The sequence below is a fragment of the Microbispora corallina genome, from assembly GCF_016863035.1.
Lineage (GTDB): Bacteria > Actinomycetota > Actinomycetes > Streptosporangiales > Streptosporangiaceae > Microbispora > Microbispora corallina.
The window spans coordinates 15,529-31,380 of sequence record NZ_BOOC01000061.1 but is presented as its reverse complement, the minus strand read 5'-3'; the positions used below and the strand labels follow the sequence as shown (position 1 = coordinate 31,380).

16 protein-coding genes are annotated in these 15,852 nt (G+C 72.9%); 5 read left to right on the top strand and 11 right to left on the bottom strand.

What is annotated here, in order from left to right:
* Positions 1–136: 136 nt before the first annotated feature.
* Positions 137–1,543, bottom strand: coding sequence for a methylation-associated defense system protein kinase MAD6 (mads6, locus tag Mco01_RS37150; protein ID WP_204061507.1), 1,407 nt, complete (start codon positions 1,541–1,543; stop codon positions 137–139).
* Positions 1,544–1,658: 115 nt separating this feature from the next.
* Positions 1,659–2,585, bottom strand: coding sequence for an aminoglycoside phosphotransferase family protein (locus tag Mco01_RS37145; protein WP_204061506.1), 927 nt, complete (start codon positions 2,583–2,585; stop codon positions 1,659–1,661).
* 76 nt (positions 2,586–2,661) lie between these two features.
* Here Mco01_RS37145 and Mco01_RS37140 point away from each other — a divergent pair, with 76 nt between their 5' ends.
* On the top strand, positions 2,662–3,699 hold the full coding sequence (locus Mco01_RS37140; protein WP_239104204.1) for an NAD-dependent epimerase/dehydratase family protein: 1,038 nt from the start codon (positions 2,662–2,664) through the stop codon (positions 3,697–3,699).
* 73 nt (positions 3,700–3,772) lie between these two features.
* Here the strand turns inward: Mco01_RS37140 and Mco01_RS37135 are convergent, their stop codons facing one another.
* Positions 3,773–4,408: a TetR/AcrR family transcriptional regulator gene (locus Mco01_RS37135; protein ID WP_204061504.1), complete on the bottom strand. Its 636-nt coding sequence runs from the start codon at positions 4,406–4,408 to the stop codon at positions 3,773–3,775.
* A 58-nt stretch (positions 4,409–4,466) separates the two neighbouring features.
* Here Mco01_RS37135 and Mco01_RS37130 point away from each other — a divergent pair, with 58 nt between their 5' ends.
* Positions 4,467–4,814, top strand: a complete 348-nt coding sequence (locus Mco01_RS37130) for a cupin domain-containing protein (protein ID WP_204061503.1) — start codon at positions 4,467–4,469, stop codon at positions 4,812–4,814.
* 88 nt (positions 4,815–4,902) lie between these two features.
* Here the strand turns inward: Mco01_RS37130 and Mco01_RS37125 are convergent, their stop codons facing one another.
* The 3 genes from Mco01_RS37125 to Mco01_RS40000 are packed head-to-tail and all read right to left on the bottom strand — an operon-like array spanning position 4,903 to position 7,749.
* Complete coding sequence (locus tag Mco01_RS37125; RefSeq protein WP_204061502.1) at positions 4,903–6,180, bottom strand: hypothetical protein; 1,278 nt, start codon at positions 6,178–6,180, stop codon at positions 4,903–4,905.
* The gene (locus tag Mco01_RS37120; RefSeq protein WP_204061501.1) at positions 6,180–6,731 is read right to left on the bottom strand and encodes an RNA polymerase sigma factor; all 552 of its coding nucleotides are present in this window, start codon (positions 6,729–6,731) and stop codon (positions 6,180–6,182) included. Before Mco01_RS37120 ends, Mco01_RS37125 begins: the two co-directional genes overlap by 1 nt.
* A 55-nt stretch (positions 6,732–6,786) precedes the next feature.
* Positions 6,787–7,749 carry an endonuclease/exonuclease/phosphatase family protein gene (locus tag Mco01_RS40000; RefSeq protein ID WP_204061500.1) on the bottom strand — a complete coding sequence of 321 codons (963 nt, stop codon included), beginning with the start codon at positions 7,747–7,749 and terminating at the stop codon, positions 6,787–6,789.
* A gap of 351 nt (positions 7,750–8,100) precedes the next feature.
* Between Mco01_RS40000 and Mco01_RS37110 the strand changes: the two genes are divergently transcribed.
* Complete coding sequence (locus tag Mco01_RS37110) at positions 8,101–8,538, top strand: DUF2243 domain-containing protein (protein ID WP_204061499.1); 438 nt, start codon at positions 8,101–8,103, stop codon at positions 8,536–8,538.
* 773 nt (positions 8,539–9,311) lie between these two features.
* Here Mco01_RS37110 and Mco01_RS37105 read toward each other — a convergent pair.
* Both Mco01_RS37105 and Mco01_RS37100 read right to left on the bottom strand, forming a co-directional pair.
* Positions 9,312–9,833, bottom strand: coding sequence for an ATP-binding protein (locus tag Mco01_RS37105; RefSeq protein ID WP_204061498.1), 522 nt, complete (start codon positions 9,831–9,833; stop codon positions 9,312–9,314).
* A gap of 80 nt (positions 9,834–9,913) precedes the next feature.
* Positions 9,914–10,294: an STAS domain-containing protein gene (locus Mco01_RS37100; RefSeq protein ID WP_239104203.1), complete on the bottom strand. Its 381-nt coding sequence runs from the start codon at positions 10,292–10,294 to the stop codon at positions 9,914–9,916.
* 302 nt (positions 10,295–10,596) lie between these two features.
* Between Mco01_RS37100 and Mco01_RS37095 the strand changes: the two genes are divergently transcribed.
* Positions 10,597–11,868, top strand: a complete 1,272-nt coding sequence (locus Mco01_RS37095) for a carboxylate-amine ligase (protein ID WP_204061496.1) — start codon at positions 10,597–10,599, stop codon at positions 11,866–11,868.
* Here Mco01_RS37095 and Mco01_RS37090 read toward each other — a convergent pair.
* The 3 genes from Mco01_RS37090 to Mco01_RS37080 all read right to left on the bottom strand — a co-directional run bounded on the left by Mco01_RS37090 (position 11,840) and on the right by Mco01_RS37080 (position 14,880).
* On the bottom strand, positions 11,840–13,288 hold the full coding sequence (locus tag Mco01_RS37090; protein ID WP_204061495.1) for an aminotransferase class I/II-fold pyridoxal phosphate-dependent enzyme: 1,449 nt from the start codon (positions 13,286–13,288) through the stop codon (positions 11,840–11,842). The genes Mco01_RS37095 and Mco01_RS37090 overlap by 29 nt on opposite strands.
* Before the next feature lie 248 nt (positions 13,289–13,536).
* A complete protein-coding gene (locus tag Mco01_RS37085) occupies positions 13,537–13,914 on the bottom strand; it encodes an STAS domain-containing protein (RefSeq protein WP_063794695.1) in 378 nt (125 codons plus the stop codon).
* 450 nt (positions 13,915–14,364) lie between these two features.
* The gene (locus Mco01_RS37080) at positions 14,365–14,880 is read right to left on the bottom strand and encodes a GNAT family N-acetyltransferase (protein WP_204061494.1); all 516 of its coding nucleotides are present in this window, start codon (positions 14,878–14,880) and stop codon (positions 14,365–14,367) included.
* Between the two features lie 206 nt (positions 14,881–15,086).
* Here Mco01_RS37080 and Mco01_RS37075 point away from each other — a divergent pair, with 206 nt between their 5' ends.
* Entirely contained in the window at positions 15,087–15,476 is a 390-nt protein-coding gene (locus tag Mco01_RS37075; RefSeq protein WP_204061493.1) for a hypothetical protein, read from the top strand.
* Positions 15,477–15,852 lie beyond the last annotated feature (376 nt).

Below are 15,852 nucleotides of genomic sequence, written 5' to 3'. Positions count from 1 at the left end.
GTACGCCACTTCCCGCTGACCGCTGCCAGGAAGAAGAACGCCTCGCCGTCCACAAGAGGCTCGCGCGGGCCGTGTGCCCATCCACACGGCCCGCGCGGCACGCACTCCGCCGGCGGCGTCGCGCGTCAGTCGCGCGTCAGTCGCGGGAGAAGCGGCGCAGGGTCCGGCGCACCCGGTCCATCAGGGCGCCCTCCCGCAGCCGCGGCCGGGCGTTGCGCGCCAGCCGAAGCTCATCCAGGGCCGAGGCGGCGTCCGGCCGCTTGGCCGGGGTGGGGTCGCGCATCCGCCGTACGAGGTCCATGACCTCGGGGGCGACCCCCTTCGCGTCCGGCTCGGCGTCGGCTCCGGGCACCGGCAGCTCGCCGGTCAGGAGCTGGAACGCGATGACGCCCGCCGAGTACACGTCGGAGGCGGGCGTCATCCGGTCGGGCCGCGCCCGGCACTCCGGGGCGACGTAGTGCACGTCCAGGATGTTGGGCAGCTCGTTGGCCACCGTGTGCTTGCGCGGCCCCGGCTTGGCGTAGTCGAAGCCCGTCAGCATCGCGCCCCCGTTGTCGGCCACGAGCACGCAGGCGGGCGTCAGCGCCCGGTGGATCACGTTGTTGGCGTGCACGTGGGCGAGCCCGGCCAGCATGTCCTCCATCACGCCGAGCTTGGCGTCCGTGCCGAGCCTCCGCCCGGTGAGGTGCAGGTGCAGGGCCTGGCCGTGCACGTCGTCGAGCACCAGCACGAACCGGCTCTCGTCGTCGATGGCGAAGAAGTCGCGCGAGCGGACGACGCAGGGATGCGGCGGGATCTTCGCGAGCGACTGGTAGGCGTTCGCGATGCGCCGCTGCTCGGCCACCCGCCGCTGCTGCTCGGCCATCGGGTCGGCCCGGTAGACCCGCAGCAGCACGGTCTCGCTGGTCGGGGCCGTCGCGTTGACCGCGCGGTACTCGGTGACCCGGCTGTCGCCGCCGAGCTGCTCCTCGACCTCCCAGTTGCCGAACCGCGGCGGCGCGGTCGAGCGGCGCACGGTCCCGTTCAGCGCCTCGATGATCGCGGTCCGGTACGGCCGGGCGTCCCTGCTGCACCCGTGCCGCACCCGGGAGACGTCGCTCAGCATCGGGACCAGGCCGGGGATCGTCGTCACGTGGCGCGCGTCGCGGCCGGTCGGGTCGACCAGGACGGCGCCCGGCGCGGTCAGCACCACCACGTTGTCCACGTAGAGCCGTTCCAGCTCGCGGTGCTCGTCGATGAGCAGGCCCTTGAGCGCCCGCGCGGTGCCGCGCAGCTTGGCCACGGGGGAGCCGAACGCCTCCCTGTGCTGGGGGAACCACCGGGTCCCCACCACCTCGAAGCGGCCGCGGGCGCCCTTCACGTCGATCACGATCAGCGAGTGGCCGGTGAGGACGACCACGTCGACCTCGAACAGGTCCGCCCCGCGCGGCACCTCGATGTTGTGGAGCAGCAGCCAGTCGTCAGGGGCGTTGTCCCGCAGGTGCGCGATGACCCTTCGTTCGGCGTCATTGACGGGGCGTCCGCCACCGACGATCTGAGCCATCTCCCCTGTTCCGCCTCTCTGACCAGAATGAGAACTTAATCCTCCTAGGTATCGGTATTCCCGCGCCACCACTGAATTCCCCGGCTATGTCCAAGGGGAAATCTGGGACTCCAGATCAGGGGCCCCACAACGGCCGCATCACCTCGCCGATCGCCCGCTGTGCCGGGCCCATCCGGTGGGCGCCGCCGGCCAGATCCCACAACGTGTTCTGCAGAACCCGGCCCAGCGTCCACCCCGCGGCCCGCCGCCGGTCGAGCCCCAGCGTCTCGGTCATCAGGTCGAACCGGGCCCGGACGGCCCGGGCGACGTCGCCGGACGCCACCACCTCGTCCCACCGGTTCCACAGCGCCGGCATGAGGTCGAACCCGGGGTCGCCGGCCAGCGGCTTGGGATCGATGGCGAGCCAGGGCTCCCGCTCGCCCGCGAGCACGTTCCCGTAGTGCAGGTCCCAGTGGAGCAGCCGGTCGCCGGGCTCGGGGAGCAGGTCCCGCACGGCCGAGACGCAGACGTGCGCGAGCCGCCGCTCCTCAGGGTCGGCGAGGCCGGGCAGCGCCCGGCGCGCCGTGGACGGCATCGCCGCGGCGACGTCGGCGAGCCGCCGCAGGCCGGGTGGAGCGGGCAGGGCGGTCAGCCGGGCCAGCAGGCCGGCCAGGATCCGTACGGCCTCGGCGCCGTCGGGCAGCGTGGCGAGCGAGCGGTCCGGATCGAGCCGTTCCAGGAGCAGGGTGCCGGTCGCCGGGTCGGCGTCGAGCAGGAGGACCGCTCCCGCGCCGGCCCAGGCCCGCAGGCCCACCGGCTCGCCGTCGTTCTCCTCGTTCGCCGGCTGGAGCTTGAGCGCGGCCCGTCCGCCGCCGGCCCGCCGTACCGGGATGACGAGCGAGACGACACCGTACGACGGGACGCCGTCCGGGGTGAGGTCCCACCGGTCGAGGAACGACGCGGCGAGGTCCGGGAGCGCCTCGATCCAGGCGCGTCCGGCGTCCCCGCTGTGCCGGGCGTGGGACGCGGCCAGCTCCCTGGGCACCTCGATCTTGTACGGCACGTGCGGCTCCTCGTCGTGACAGCTGTCCAGTTTGCCCTTTTCGTCCTCGGGAACCGGGCTAAATATGCGAGTAGTCGTGGTTGGTGCCACCGGCAACGTCGGAACGAGCGTGATGCAGGCCCTCGAGTCCGAGCCCAGCGTCACCTCGATCGTCGGCGTGGCACGCAGGATGCCGGACTGGCGGACCGGGAAGACCGAGTGGCGGACGGCCGACGTCTATCGGAGCGACCTCACGGAGATCTTCGCGGGGGCGGAAGCCGTCGTCCATCTGGCCTGGCTGTTCCAGCCGACCCACGATCCCGTCACGACCTGGAACTCCAACGTGATCGGCAGCGTCCGGGTCTTCACGGCGGCGGTGCGGGCCGGGGTCTCCACGCTCGTCCACTCCTCGTCGGTGGGCGCCTACTCGCCCGGGCCGAAGGACCGGCCCGTGGACGAGAGCTGGCCCACGCACGGCTGGCCGAACGCCGCCTACTCCCGCGAGAAGGCGTACGTCGAGCGGGTGCTGGACGCCTACGAGCGGGAGCATCCGGGCATCCGGGTGGTCCGGATGCGGCCGGGCTTCATCTTCAAGCAGGAGGCGGCGACCGAGCAGCGGAGGCTGTTCGCCGGGCCGTTCCTGCCGCAGCGGCTCGTCCGGTCGAACCTGATCCCGTTCGTGCCGGACATGCCGGGCCTGCGGTTCCAGGCGCTGCACTCGGCCGACGCCGGTGAGGCGTTCCGGCTGGCGCTGATGAAGCCGGTCGCGGGGCCGATCAACATCGCTGCCGACCCGGTCATCGACCCGGCCGTGCTGGCCGAGGTGCTGGGGGCGCGGCGCGTCCCGGTCCCGCCGGCGCTCGTGCGGACGGCGGTGGCCGCCGGGTGGCACCTGCGGCTGATCCCCGCCTCGCCCGGCCTGGTGGAGATGGCCCTGCAGATCCCGATCATGGACGTCACCCGGGCTCGTGAGGAGCTGGGCTGGCGGCCGCGCCACAGCGGGACCGACGCCCTGCGGGCGGTGATCGAGGGCATGCGCGAGGGCGCCGGGATGGAGACACCGCCGCTCGCCCCCGACAAGGGCCCCGCCGGCCGCCTCAAGGAGGTCCTCACGGGCGTCGGCAAGCGCCCCTGATAACCCCGGCTTCAGGTCCCGCCGCGCGCACCGTCGCCTGGCGGGATCGGCAGGCGCCCGTGAGGACGCCGCTTCAGGTCCCGCCGCGCGTACCGTCACCTGAGGGGGCGGGGCCGGCGGCGTGGGCGGCGAGCGCCGCGTCGAGGAGCGCCCGCGCGGAGCGCGTCATCGTCCGCACCGCCTGTTCACGGGTGAGGCCGGCGATGTCGACCAGCCAGACCAGCGACTCGATGCCCGTCGCCGAGCGGATCGCGACGGCCAGGTCGCGCACGTCGAGTCCCGGGTGGGTGCGGCGCAGCGGGGCGAGGGCGTCCTCGATCCAGCCGATGGCCCGGCCCCCGCGCAGCACCGGCTGCCCGGCGCCCGGCTCCAGCGACAGCCGGAGCGAGGCGCGCAGCTGCGGCTCCCACTCCAGGGTCAGCCGGGTGAAGGCCCGCATGACCAGGTCCAGCCGCGCCGACGGGTCGTCGGGCGGGGAGTCGGGGAGCAGGGAGACCTGCTCCGTCTCGGGGTGCGCCGCCACCAGCAGGAGTCGCTGGTTGGGGAAGTAGCGGTAGGCGGTCGTGCGGGAGATGCCCGACACGGCCGCCGCCTGCTCCACGGTCGGAGTGATCCCCTGCGCCATCAGCTCCCGGGTGGCGTCCACCAGGGCCCGCCGCGTGCGCGCCTTCTGCTGATGCCGGCCGGTGAGCTCATATGGTACTGCCATAGCCATCATGGTACTGTCGTCCCATGGGACCTGAGTCCCATGAAGCCATGGAGGCGGCATGAGCCACGATCCCGTCCTGACCGATCCCGGCCTCTACACAGTGATCTTCGAGAACGAGCGGGTGCGGGTGCTGCGGTACCGCGACCGCCCTGGCGACAGGACCTCCCCGCACCGCCATCCCGACAGCGTCATGGTCACCCTGGCCGCCTTCACGCGCAGGCTCACCGCCGGCGGCCGCCGGGTGGAGCTCGCGCTGGAGGCCGGACAGGCCCGCTGGCTGTCGGCCCAGGAACACGCCGGCGAGAACATCGGCGACACGGAGACGCACTCGATCTTCGTCGAGCTCAAGGAGCCCACGGCGCCGGCCGCCTCGACCGCCGCCCCGCTCGGACCCGACTCCCCGTAGCGCCGGGACGGCGGCTCGCCCGGCCGTGCTTGCGCGGTGGGAGGTCCCGCCCCCGTGACGGGACCTCACGAGCCGCCTGCCGTACGGCTCAGGAGCGCGGGTGCTCACCGAGGCGGCCGACCCAGCCCATGTCCTCATACGTCTCGCGCAGCGCGGGCAGGGGCCCGCCGCCGACGACCACGTCGAACTGCAGCAGCCTGGCCGTCCCCTCGTCGAGGATCATCCGGTAGTCGACCCTGCCCTCCACCTCGTCCTGCTCGGTGAGGGTGAGGGCGACCCCGGGCCGTCCGAGCGCGTCGGCCGTCCGTCCCTGCGAGACGATGCCCGGCTGGTCGGCCAGCACCCGGAACAGGGCCGCGCGCGTCCCCGGCGTGATCGGCGCGGTCAGCAGGTCGAAGCCCGTGCTCCACAGGTAGGAGGCGTAGCTGCGGCCGTCCACGGCCGGGCTCTGCCGGTACAGCTCGCGCAGCCGCCGGGCCAGGGCGTCCCGCCCGGTGGGCAGGCGGCCCACGTCGGCCATCGTCAGCGAGGGGTTGTCGACGGACAGCAGGCGCGGCTCCGTGCTGCGGGAGGCGGGCCGCTTCTCGGTCAGCTCGGGAGACCCGGCGGCCTTCCACTTCGCCTCGTCCTCCGGCGTGGCGAAGGACACGGACGGCCCCTCGACGACGTCGACGCGGCCGGCGCCGTGACGGGCGGCCCAGCTCTCCTCCACGGTGGCCGTGGCGGCGGCGTAGGGCATGGGGGCGGTCTTGAGCTGGAAAACCCGCTTGTCGAAGTCCTTCTCGTAGGCCTTCAGCTCGGCGGGCCGGTCCTTGAGCTCCGCGCGCTTGGCCCGCTCCTCCGCCGCGAGCTTGCGGATCGCGGCGTCGTACTCGCCGGGGACCACGCGGACCAGTTGGGAGACGTGCTCCCGCGTGTACCAGAACCGGCCGGAGGCGGACGGCTCCCTGGCCGCGGTCGCCGCCGCGGCGAGCAGCAGCGCGTGGGCGTCCAGGGTCCGCGACGGGCTCGGGGTGCCGGCCGTCGCGCCTGCGGCGGGCGTGCCGGGCGCGGGCGTGCCGGGGGCGGGGGCCTCCGTACGCGCGGCGGGCACCACGGCGATCGCCGCGGCGGCCAGACCGGCGGCGGCCGTGCCGGTGAGCAGCAGGACCGGCCGGCGGCGCGGAACGGCCCGGCGGGCGGGCGGCGGCGCGGTCGTCGGCGTGGTCCTCGGCGTGGTCCTCGGCGTGGCGAAGGCGCGGGCGAGGTCGTCGCCGCGCCGCCGCTCGTACGCCCTGAGGGTGATCTCGTCGAGGGATCGGGGCCTGAGGTCGGCGAAGGTGCGGTCGTTCACGGTGTGCTCCGGGGAGGGTCGGCTGGGGGTCATCAGGCCTCTTCCGCGTATCGGCGGGGGACGGCCGGCGCCGTTGGGCGGGCCGCCTTCGGCTCGGACCGCAGCGCCCGGGCCAGGCGCCCGCGCGCCCGGTGCAGGCGGACGTTGTACGTGCGGACCGAGCAGCCCATCACGGCCGCGGCCTGGTCGGGCGGCAGCCCGTGCCAGGTGGCCAGGGCGAGGGCCTCGACGTCCCGCTCGGGCAGCGAGGCCAGCGCGGCGAGCGCGCTCTGCCGGTCGACGACGTGCTCGGCCACGTCCCACGCCACGTGGTCGTGGGTGGTGCTGAGCGCGGTGACGCGGTCGACCAGCGACAGGCCGCGGCGGCGCGAGTCGCGCTGCTTGGCGAGGAGGTTGCGGGCGACGCCGAGCAGCCAGGGCAGCTCGGCCTCGGGCATCTCCTCCAGGCGCCGCCAGGCGACCAGGAAGGTCTCGCTGACGACGTCCTCGGCCGCGCCCCGGTCCGCGCGCAGCAGGGCGTACCCCAGCACGCTGCGATAGTGCCGGTCGTAGAGGTCGGTGAAGCGTTCTTGGGGATCGTTCACGACCAGTAGTCCCTCCGGGGCGGCCCAGATTACCGGCCGGAGGCGAAATTCCCCCTTACGGGGCGATGCGCAGCTCGGCGAACACCCCGCGGTGGTCCGACCGGGGCAGGTCCTCGATCGCCGTGGAGACCGCGAACGACCGCTTGTCCACGAGCACGTGGTCGATGGCGACCATCGGGAACAGCCGATGACCGGCCGGCCAGGTCATGGTGAGCCCGTTGCCCGTCTCGGCGGCGGAGTCGACGTAGCCGGTCGCCAGCAGGTTCCGGAGCACGGCGTGGTCGAGGGTCGAGTTGAAGTCGCCCGACAGGATCCGCGTCACGCCGGACGACGGGGCCGGGGGCAACGTGCGCACGCCCTCCTCCCACTCGCCGACCGTCTCCGGCACGGGGGCGACCGGGTGGACGGCGACGATCTCGACGGGCGTGCCGTCGGGCGTGGTGGTCTCCGCGACCGGCATGTGGTGGCCGACCGGCGTGAACAGCCCGGTCCGCTCGGTGAGCGGGCGGGCGGAGAAGATCCCGGTCCCGGTCGGGCCGGGGCCCGTCTGCGCGACCCGGTACGGCAGCAGCGCGGACAGGCCGCCGGCGTCGAGGTCGTCCAGGAGCCAGGGCGTGAGCTCCTCCAGCGTGACGACGTCCGGGTGGAGGCGGCGGATCAGGTCGACGATCGCCTGGGGGTCGGCCCGGCCCTCGTTGAGGTTGGCGGTGAGGACGCGCAGCGGGTGGCCGCCCGCCTCCTGCCGGCCGCCCACGGCCCGGGGGACGACCCACCAGGCGAACAGCAGCGCGAGGACGACCGTGACGGCCGTCGCCGCCCTGCCGCGGGAGGCGACGCCGAGGAGCGCCGTGACCACCGCCGCGCCGGCGGCGAACGGCGTCAGCGCGACCAGGCCGACGGGCAGCGTCGAGCTCTCCACGCCCAGGATCCTGAGCAGGGCGAGACCGGCCAGCGGCACGGCCGCCAGCCAGGCCAGCACGCCCGCGATCCGGCGCAGCGGCCGGCGTCGTCCAGGCACATCGACACGCGGTAGGACTTCGTCCGTGAGCACGAGCACACCCCCGCGGCGACCCTAGCAACGGGACCGCTCCACGCGAGGGCGGCACCAGCTGATAATCGCCGGTTTTCAGCCGATTCTCAGGTTGCTCACATCCCCCCTAGAGGAGTGCGCCACGCCGGTGACCGGGGGTCAGGCGTGATCGGCGCAGCAGGGGGTGGGGTCGGGCACCTCGGCCGGCATGATCGGCCCGCCCTGGGCGCGGCCGTGACGCCGGCGGCCGGAGAGTGGGCGGCTCCCTTACGGCCACGGGCCTCGGCTCGCCGGCCGGGCGTCTCGTTACCGCGTGTGAGGACGGGGTAGCTGAACGAGATGGCGACCACGCGCTCGGCCGGCCTCGTGCTGGGCCTCGGCATCGGCGGTTTCATCGACGGCATCCTGCTGCACCAGCTCCTCGGCTGGCACCACATGCTGAGCGGCTGGTATCCGCACGACGAACGCGTCAACATGATCGGCGACGGCGCGTTCCACGCCCTGTGCCTCGTGCTCGTCATCATGGGGATCGCCCTGCTGTCGCGCACCGGGCCCCACGCCCCCCGCGAGCTGGCCGGCTGGATGATCGCCGGCTGGGGCGTGTTCAACCTCGTCGAGGGCGTGATCGACCACGAGATCCTCGGCGTGCACCACGTCCGGTCGGGGCCGTACCAGCTCGCGTACGACCTGTCCTTCCTCGCGTTCGGGGCGATCCTGGTCGTGGTGGGCTACCTGATGGCCCGCGTCGCCCCACGCCGTGTCACGGCCCGGGGATAGCCGTGTACGGCCGTAGGGCCGGGCTTCGTGACCGTCCGTGTACGACGGCCTCAGAAAAATGTCGGCGTGTCGCGCGCTGCTAAAAATTTCCAGAAAACGTGCCGGACAAATCGGACACAAAAGCGGAATAAAAGGGACAAATACGGGCGAAAGTCCATAGCGACTCGTGATTCAGTCGTCACTCTTCGTACGCATACCGGAATGCCGCTCGCATGCGTTGCGTATACGGACCGTCACCTGTGACCATTCTGAGAAAGGTCCGCAATCCCCTCCAAGTGGGCCGGTGCGACGGCGTCGTGGGGATTTGGCCCAGGAGGCCCGGCCGCCGGCTCCGTGGAGGACAGGGGGCGCGACAGCGGGCCTGTCATGAATGAACGGGGTGGAACTCCCCGGGCAGCGCATATGGAGGGGGCCATGATGACTGCTATCCGGTCCCGCGGAAGCGGGGGACGCCGCCAGGTTGAGCGCTTTCACGACCAGGAGCCGGGCTCCTGGATCGGGGAGGTGGCCAGAGCGGTCCGGGACGTGGTGGACAGCACACCCCGGACCATTCGCCTCTGTGTCCTGATCGCGGTGGCAGCCGCGTCGTGGGCGTACCTCAAGTAGCCATTGAGGACGTCCCTGTGGTCGCGGACCCAGGTTAAGCCGGGTGGCCGGCGTGAGCGGCCCGATTTACGTGATCGGGACGATAACAAGGGCCAACTCCGACGCGCGGCCTGGGTCCGCGCGCGAAACCGTGACGGGCGAGGGGGATCGGGGAGGCTCCCCGGAGGTCAGCGGACGCGGCCGGCGGAGTCGTCGAGCGCGGGCGGTGCCGCGACGGCCGGTTCAAAACCGCCGGTCGCCTCGCCCGACTCGCCCGCCTTATCGTCGGCCTCGGCGGAGGCGGAGCCGTTCGACGAGGGCCCGGGAGCCGGGAGCCGGATGGACAGCCGGATCCGGGAGCATCCGGGCACCTGCTCGATGTCCACGTCGTCGCACAGCACGCCCATGAGCCACAGCCCGTAGCCGCGGTCGCTCTGGCCGGCCGGCCGCTCGCCGGGGACGGCCCCCGGCCTCAGCAGGCCCGCCTCGTCGACCACGTCGACCGCCAGCGTGCCGGCCTCGTGCCACATCGAGATCGTGCCGGTGCCGCCCCCGTGCTCCAGCACGTTGATGGCGGCCTCGTTCACGGCGATGACGAGATCGTCCAGCCGCGTGCCGGTCAGGCCGGCGCCCCGCGCGTACCGCTGGATGTTCTCCCGCAGCGTCGCGAGGTCGTCCGTGATCGGCCACTGCCGGTGGTGTCCCACCACCTGTCCTCCTCGATGCTCGCCCTGCTCCGCCATCATCGGTGATCGCCGCTCCGGTCGCGCCCGGAATCCGGGCGGCGTCCTCAGGCGGACGGCGACCTCGTGCGCACCGCCTCCGCCGCCTCCTGCGGCCCCGCGGTCACCGTGAAGGCGTGGATGAGCCCGGTGACCCTGAAGATCCTGGTGAGCCGGGCGTTCAGACCGGCCAGCGCCACGCCGCCGCCGTGCTCCTGGACCAGCTTCCTGACGACCAGCAGCACGCGGATGCCGGTGGAGTCGCAGAACTCCACCCCGCTCATGTCGAGCACCAGCCCGCGGTGTTCCGGGCCCAGCAGGGCCTCCACGTCGTGCCCGAGCCGTTCGGCGTTGGTGAAGTCCAGCGCGCCGGTCAGCGCGACGCACAGCACCTGACCGGCGGCGTCGCCCGGGACCGGGAGGCTGTTCAGGACGACTGCGGCGGTCACCCGCTCACCTCCGCGATCGCGGGGGCACGGGGGGCCCTCGCGGGGGGCTCTGTCACGCTCACCGATGCCTCGAATCTGCCGGCTGAACCGGCGCCTTCGGGGAAAGCAGTGAACAGCGCCGATTGACCGCTTCATCCTACCGGCGCCTCATCGGGCGCAGGGGAGCGCCTTGCCACCTGCCCGAGCAGGGCAAACCTCGGTCAAGAAACGGCATGACGGTTTTGTCCGGGATGTCCGAGGGGACCCAGGGTGTGAACAACTGGGCCGTCTGCTGACGGAAAAGTGGGAGTGAAAGACCGCTTATGCCTGATGTGACAGGGGAGGTCCAGTTCGGCACTCGTCAGGGAACCTCCCTCGTCGCTCCGGCGGCGGTCGAACCGCGCGCACCGCTGACTGTGGGCGTCGAGGAGGAGTTCCTGCTCCTCGACCCCCGTACCGGGCGCGTCGTCCCGGTGGCGGAGGAGGTGCGCCGCCGTGCCGGCGCCTCCATGGCGTCCCGGATCGTGCCCGAACTGACCCGTTTTCAGCTCGAGACCAACAGCGGTGTCCACACCGGCCTGCGTGGTCTCCAGCACGACCTGTTCGAGATGCGCGCCTGCGCGGCCGAGGCCGCGGCGTCCGCGGGTGTGCGGCTGGCCGCCTGCGGCACCGCGCTGCGCGGCAACGCCGGGATGCCGCCGGTCACCCCGCACCCCCGGTACGGCGCCATGGTGCGCGACTTCCGCGGGATCGCCCGAGGGCAGGGGGTGTGCGGCTGCCACGTGCACGTGGGCGTGGGCGACCGGGAGGAGGCCGTCCAGGTCAGCAACCACGCCCGTCCCTGGCTGCCGGTTCTCCAGGCGCTCGCCGCCAACTCGCCGTTCGCGGACGGCCTCGACACCGGCTACGCGAGCTGGCGGGCCCAGGTCATGGGGCGCTGGCCGAGCGCCGAGCCCCCGCCGTACTTCCGGTCGGCCGCGCACTACGAGAGCGTGGTGGCCGGGCTGACGGCGAGCGGGGCGATCATGGACCGGGGGATGATCTACTGGTTCGTCCGGGTCTCCGACCACCTGCCGACCGTCGAGTTCCGCACCGCGGACTGCTGCGCCACGGTCGAGGAGGCGGTGACGCTGGCCGGGCTCGTGCGGGCGCTGGTCGCCACCGCGCTGCGCGACGTGCGGGCGGGGATCCCGGCGCCGTCCGTCGACCACTCGGTGCTCTGCGGCGCCTACTGGCGGGCGGCCAGGGACGGCGTGGAGGGCGAGGGGCTCGACCTGTTCAGTGGCCGGCGGATCAGGGCCTGGGACCTCGTCGGCCGCCTCGTGGCCCACGTCCGCGACAGCCTGGAGGACGCGGGGGACCTCCCGCTCGTCACGGCCCGCCTCGGCCGCCTGCGCCGGACCGGCTCGGGGGCGGCGCGCCAGCGGGCCGCCTTCGCCCACCGGGCGCGCCTGCGCGACGTGGCCGCGCTGCTCGCGGAGCAGACGGTCGCCGAGCCTCCGGCCGCCGTGCAGGCGGGCCGTGTGGGGGAGCCCGCCCCCGAGGCCGTCCCCCAGGCTGTCCCCGTTACTCGGCGACCACCCGCAGGGTCCTGAGCGAGGAGTCGCCGGCGTCCGGGATGTCCATGCCGCCCTTGAGACCCGTCGTCAGGTAGCTCAGCACCGGCGCCGTGATGCGCTCGCCGGGGCACAGGGCGGGCGCGCCCGGCGGGTACGGCGTCACCAGCTCCGCGATGACCCGGCCGGCGGCCCGCTCGATCGGCACCTGCTCGATCCGCCCGAAGAACGCGTCCCGCGGCAGCATGACCGTCTCCAGCTCCAGCTCGCCCGGCTCCGGGACGTCGATCGGGGCGGCGGGCGGCAGGTCGCGGGTGGAGGCCAGGGCGCGCAGCGCGTCGAGCAGGACGTCCGTGGTCCCGGCGTCGTCGGCGACCGTGATCTCCGCGCTGATCCGGCGGTGGTCGCTCAGTGACAAGTTGACGTGACACCGCTCGCGCAGCCAGTCGGTCGCGTGGTAGCCGTCCACGCCCAGCCCGGACACGTCGATCACGATCTTGAGCGGGTCGCTGTCGAAGGCCCCGGAGCTCTCCTTGTCCATCACCCACAGGCCGTGGATACGGCCGATCCGCGACCGCGTCGTCCCGGCCAGGTCGAGGGCCCGGTCCAGCAGGTCCTTCCCGTTCTCGACCATCTGCCGGCGCCAGCCGTCGAGGGCGGCGTAGACGAGCGTGGACGGGCTGGTCGTGCCGAGGAGGTCCTCCCTGGCCTTGAGCACGTTGGGATCGACCCGGTCGCCCTGGAGGTGGAAGACCGAGCTCTGCTCCAGGCCGTTGCCCATCTTGTGGACGCTGGTGACGCAGATGTCCGCGCCCACGTCCATGCCCCACGTGGGGAGCCCGTCGTGGAACGGCAGGTGGGCGCCCCACGCCTCGTCCACGATGAAGGGCTTGTCGTACCGGTCGCAGACCCGCCTGATGCCGGCGAGGTCGGCGCAGCTCCCGTAGTCGGTGGGGCTCGCGACCAGCACGCCCTTGGCGTCCGGCGTGGACCGGAAGGCCTCCTCCACGGCCTCGGGAGAGGGCGGGTAGGACAGGTGCAGCTCGCCGTCCCACTCCCCGTGGACCCACACCGGCTCGACGCCGCTCAGGATCAGCCCCGAGATCACGGACTTGTGCGCGTTGCGCGCGACCAGCAGCTTCTCGCCCGGCCCGGCCACCGACAGCATGGCGCTCTTGACCGACAGCGAGCTGCCGCAGGTGGAGAAGAACGCCTTGTCCGCCCGTACGGCCTGGGCCATCAGCTCCTGGGCCTGCTCCAGGACGCCGCCGGTCTGCAGGCGGTCGTCCAGGCCGTTCATGGTCATGACGTCGTCGCGGAACAGGTCCTCGCCGAGGACGGCCAGCACCCGCGGGTCCACCCCCCGGCCCTGCTTGTGACCCGGCGGTGTGAACGACAGGTCTCCACGCTCGCGATACGCGACGAGGGCCTCGAGAACGGGCGCCCGGGACTGGTCCATGGTGATCTCCCCTGCACGTCGGACCTCGTTGTCCTGCTTCCGTCGCGGCTACCCGAGGGGGTTCGAGGGAAACGGCGGGTTCACGTTTCGTCGCAGGTGGCGGGGGCCGCACCGGCCCAGGTGCCCGGCCGTGTGCGGGACGGGCGGCCGGAGGCGTCCCGGGCGCGGACCGGCCCCCGCCTCCCGGAGGAGGACGGGGGCCGTATCGGTCTCCCGCGCCTGGCGCCCTTGGGACGGCTGGTTCGCGATCAGACCATCGACACGTCCCGGGGGCACGTCAGCAGCAGAGCCGCGACGGCCTCGACCGGTGTCTCGTCGATCACGAACGCGCCCCGGAGCCGGGTGACGTCCAGCACGAGCGCGAGAACCCCGTGCACGCCGGCCAGCCGCATGGAGCCGGAGGCCGTCTCGACCTCGCTCCTGGCGTCCAGCAGGGCTTCGAGCCCCGAGGAGTCACAGAACCGGAGAGCGGATGTGTCGACCACGAGCCTGGTGCGTCCGCGGCGAAGGAGATTCCTGATCGCCTCGCGGAAGAGGTCTCCCGTGGCGATGTCGAGCTCACCCGCCAGCGCGACGACGGCGACCGGCTGGTGATCGCTGACAGTAATCTCGAGCTGCATTGTCATATACGCGCCTTCATCCTTTTCGGGCGTACCGTCCTGAATGACGCTACCCGGCGGAGTGTCAGGTCCCAGTAATGTGCGACGGTCGATGCGGCGCTTCTCCATCCGGCATCACCACTTCAACCCCACAGATGGGCAAATAAGTAAAGATTCACGACCTATCACGATCTTTCCGACGGACGGGGTGAAGCGTCGGAAAGCCCGGTGAACACGGCGAATCCGGACGTCCATGGGCCGGTTCCCGGCCTCGCGAGCAGGCCGCAGTGCCGGTGCCCGTGCCATCCTTTCCCCAAGAACGGCCAGGGCTCCCGGGGTCGCCGATCACCCTTGGAAAGACGTTTCCCGTGGAAATCGCGGTGAACGACCACAGGAATGCCAAGGCCGGGTATGCCAGGGCAAGGAAAGGGAACGTCGCCGGTTCGGGGCGGCCGCTCAGCGGTCACGCGTCCGGGGTCAGCCGGGGTGGGGCACCAGGCCGGCGGTCCGGATCATCCGGGCGCACCGCAGGACCGGATTGCTCTCCAGCGGCTCCCACTCGCCGGTGCCGGCGAACCCGAACCGTTCGTAGAGGCGGCGGGCCCGGTCGTTGGTCTCGGTGACGAACAGGGACACGGCCGGGCAGCCCTGCTCGCCCGCCCATGCGAGGACCTCGCCCACGAGGAGACGGGCCGTCTCGCCGCCCCTCGCGTCCGGATGCACCCACATCCCGACCAGTTCCACGTGCGGGGGAGACCCGGCCGGCGGGCGTGCGCCCACGATCCCCGCGGGGGTCTCCCCGGCGAAGGCGACGGCGCGCAGGCCGTGCTCGGGCGCGAGTCGCGCCCGCCATTCGCCCTCGTCGAACCTCCGCTCGACCGCGGACGACGACCCGAAGGCGTCCGGTGCGTCGGCCAGCGCCGCCAGGCGCAGTCCACGCCACAGCGTCCAGTCGTCCGGCCCGATCCGCCGGACGCCCACCTCGGTCACCACCGCGTCCTCCTGCTCTGTCAGCAGGTCACTGTACGGAGGGCCGTCCGGCCGCGCGATCGAATATCGCGCCTGCCAGAGGAGTCGCTGGCAGAAACCGGTAATCGGAGGGCAACTTGCTGACGTCGTTTCGCCTGGTCCGGGCCGGTCCCGCGGCGCAGAGTTGGTTGTGCGAGCACACCGCCGCAAATCGAGGAAGGGGTTGAGAAATGACGATCTCGCACACCGCGCCCGCCGTCACCCGTGCGGAACGGCCCGAGGTGTGGGACGGGAGCCGCGTCCAGGACGAGCTGAAGGCATGGGACGAGGCGGGGCGCTCGGAGGAATCCAGGATCGGAGGCGGCCGCCCCCCGGTGGGGGAGCCGGCGCCGACGTGGGACGAGCCGGAGGTGTGGGACGAACTGGAGGTCTGGGACGAACTGGAGGTCTGGGACGAGGCCCCGGTGTGGGACCTGGCGCCGACGTGGGACGAGCTGAAGGCGTGGAGCGAGCATCCCGCCCGCGACCGCGACCCCGTGTGGGCCGAGATCTGGGAGGAGCTGAGGATCTGGGACGAGCAGCGGGTGGAGGAGGAGCCCGAGGGCCGCGAGGCGAGGTGACGCCCCGGTGCCCGCCGACGCGGCCGGCCCGGCCCGCCACGCGGGGTCCACCACGGCCCGGCCGTCGCCCCATCGCCGCCGAGGCCCGAAGGCCCGGCGGGCGGAGCAGCGGCCGATCACGACAACGAAGGAGGTGCATCCCCCGGACCATCAGGTGGGTGCGGACGCGCGGACCGCGGGAGGCCGGCGTCCGTACCCGGAACGCCGGAAGCGGACTCCGCTCCGGCCGAGCCGGCAGCCGCGCCGGCCAGGCGTCTCACCGAGCCCCCCGGGTCGTCAGGCGCGATTCGCGACCGAGCCCATGTCCACAGCCGGAATCGAGACGCCGGCCCCTTGCCGCGGCCGGCCTTCCTCCCCGCTTCGCGGCCGCGCGGCC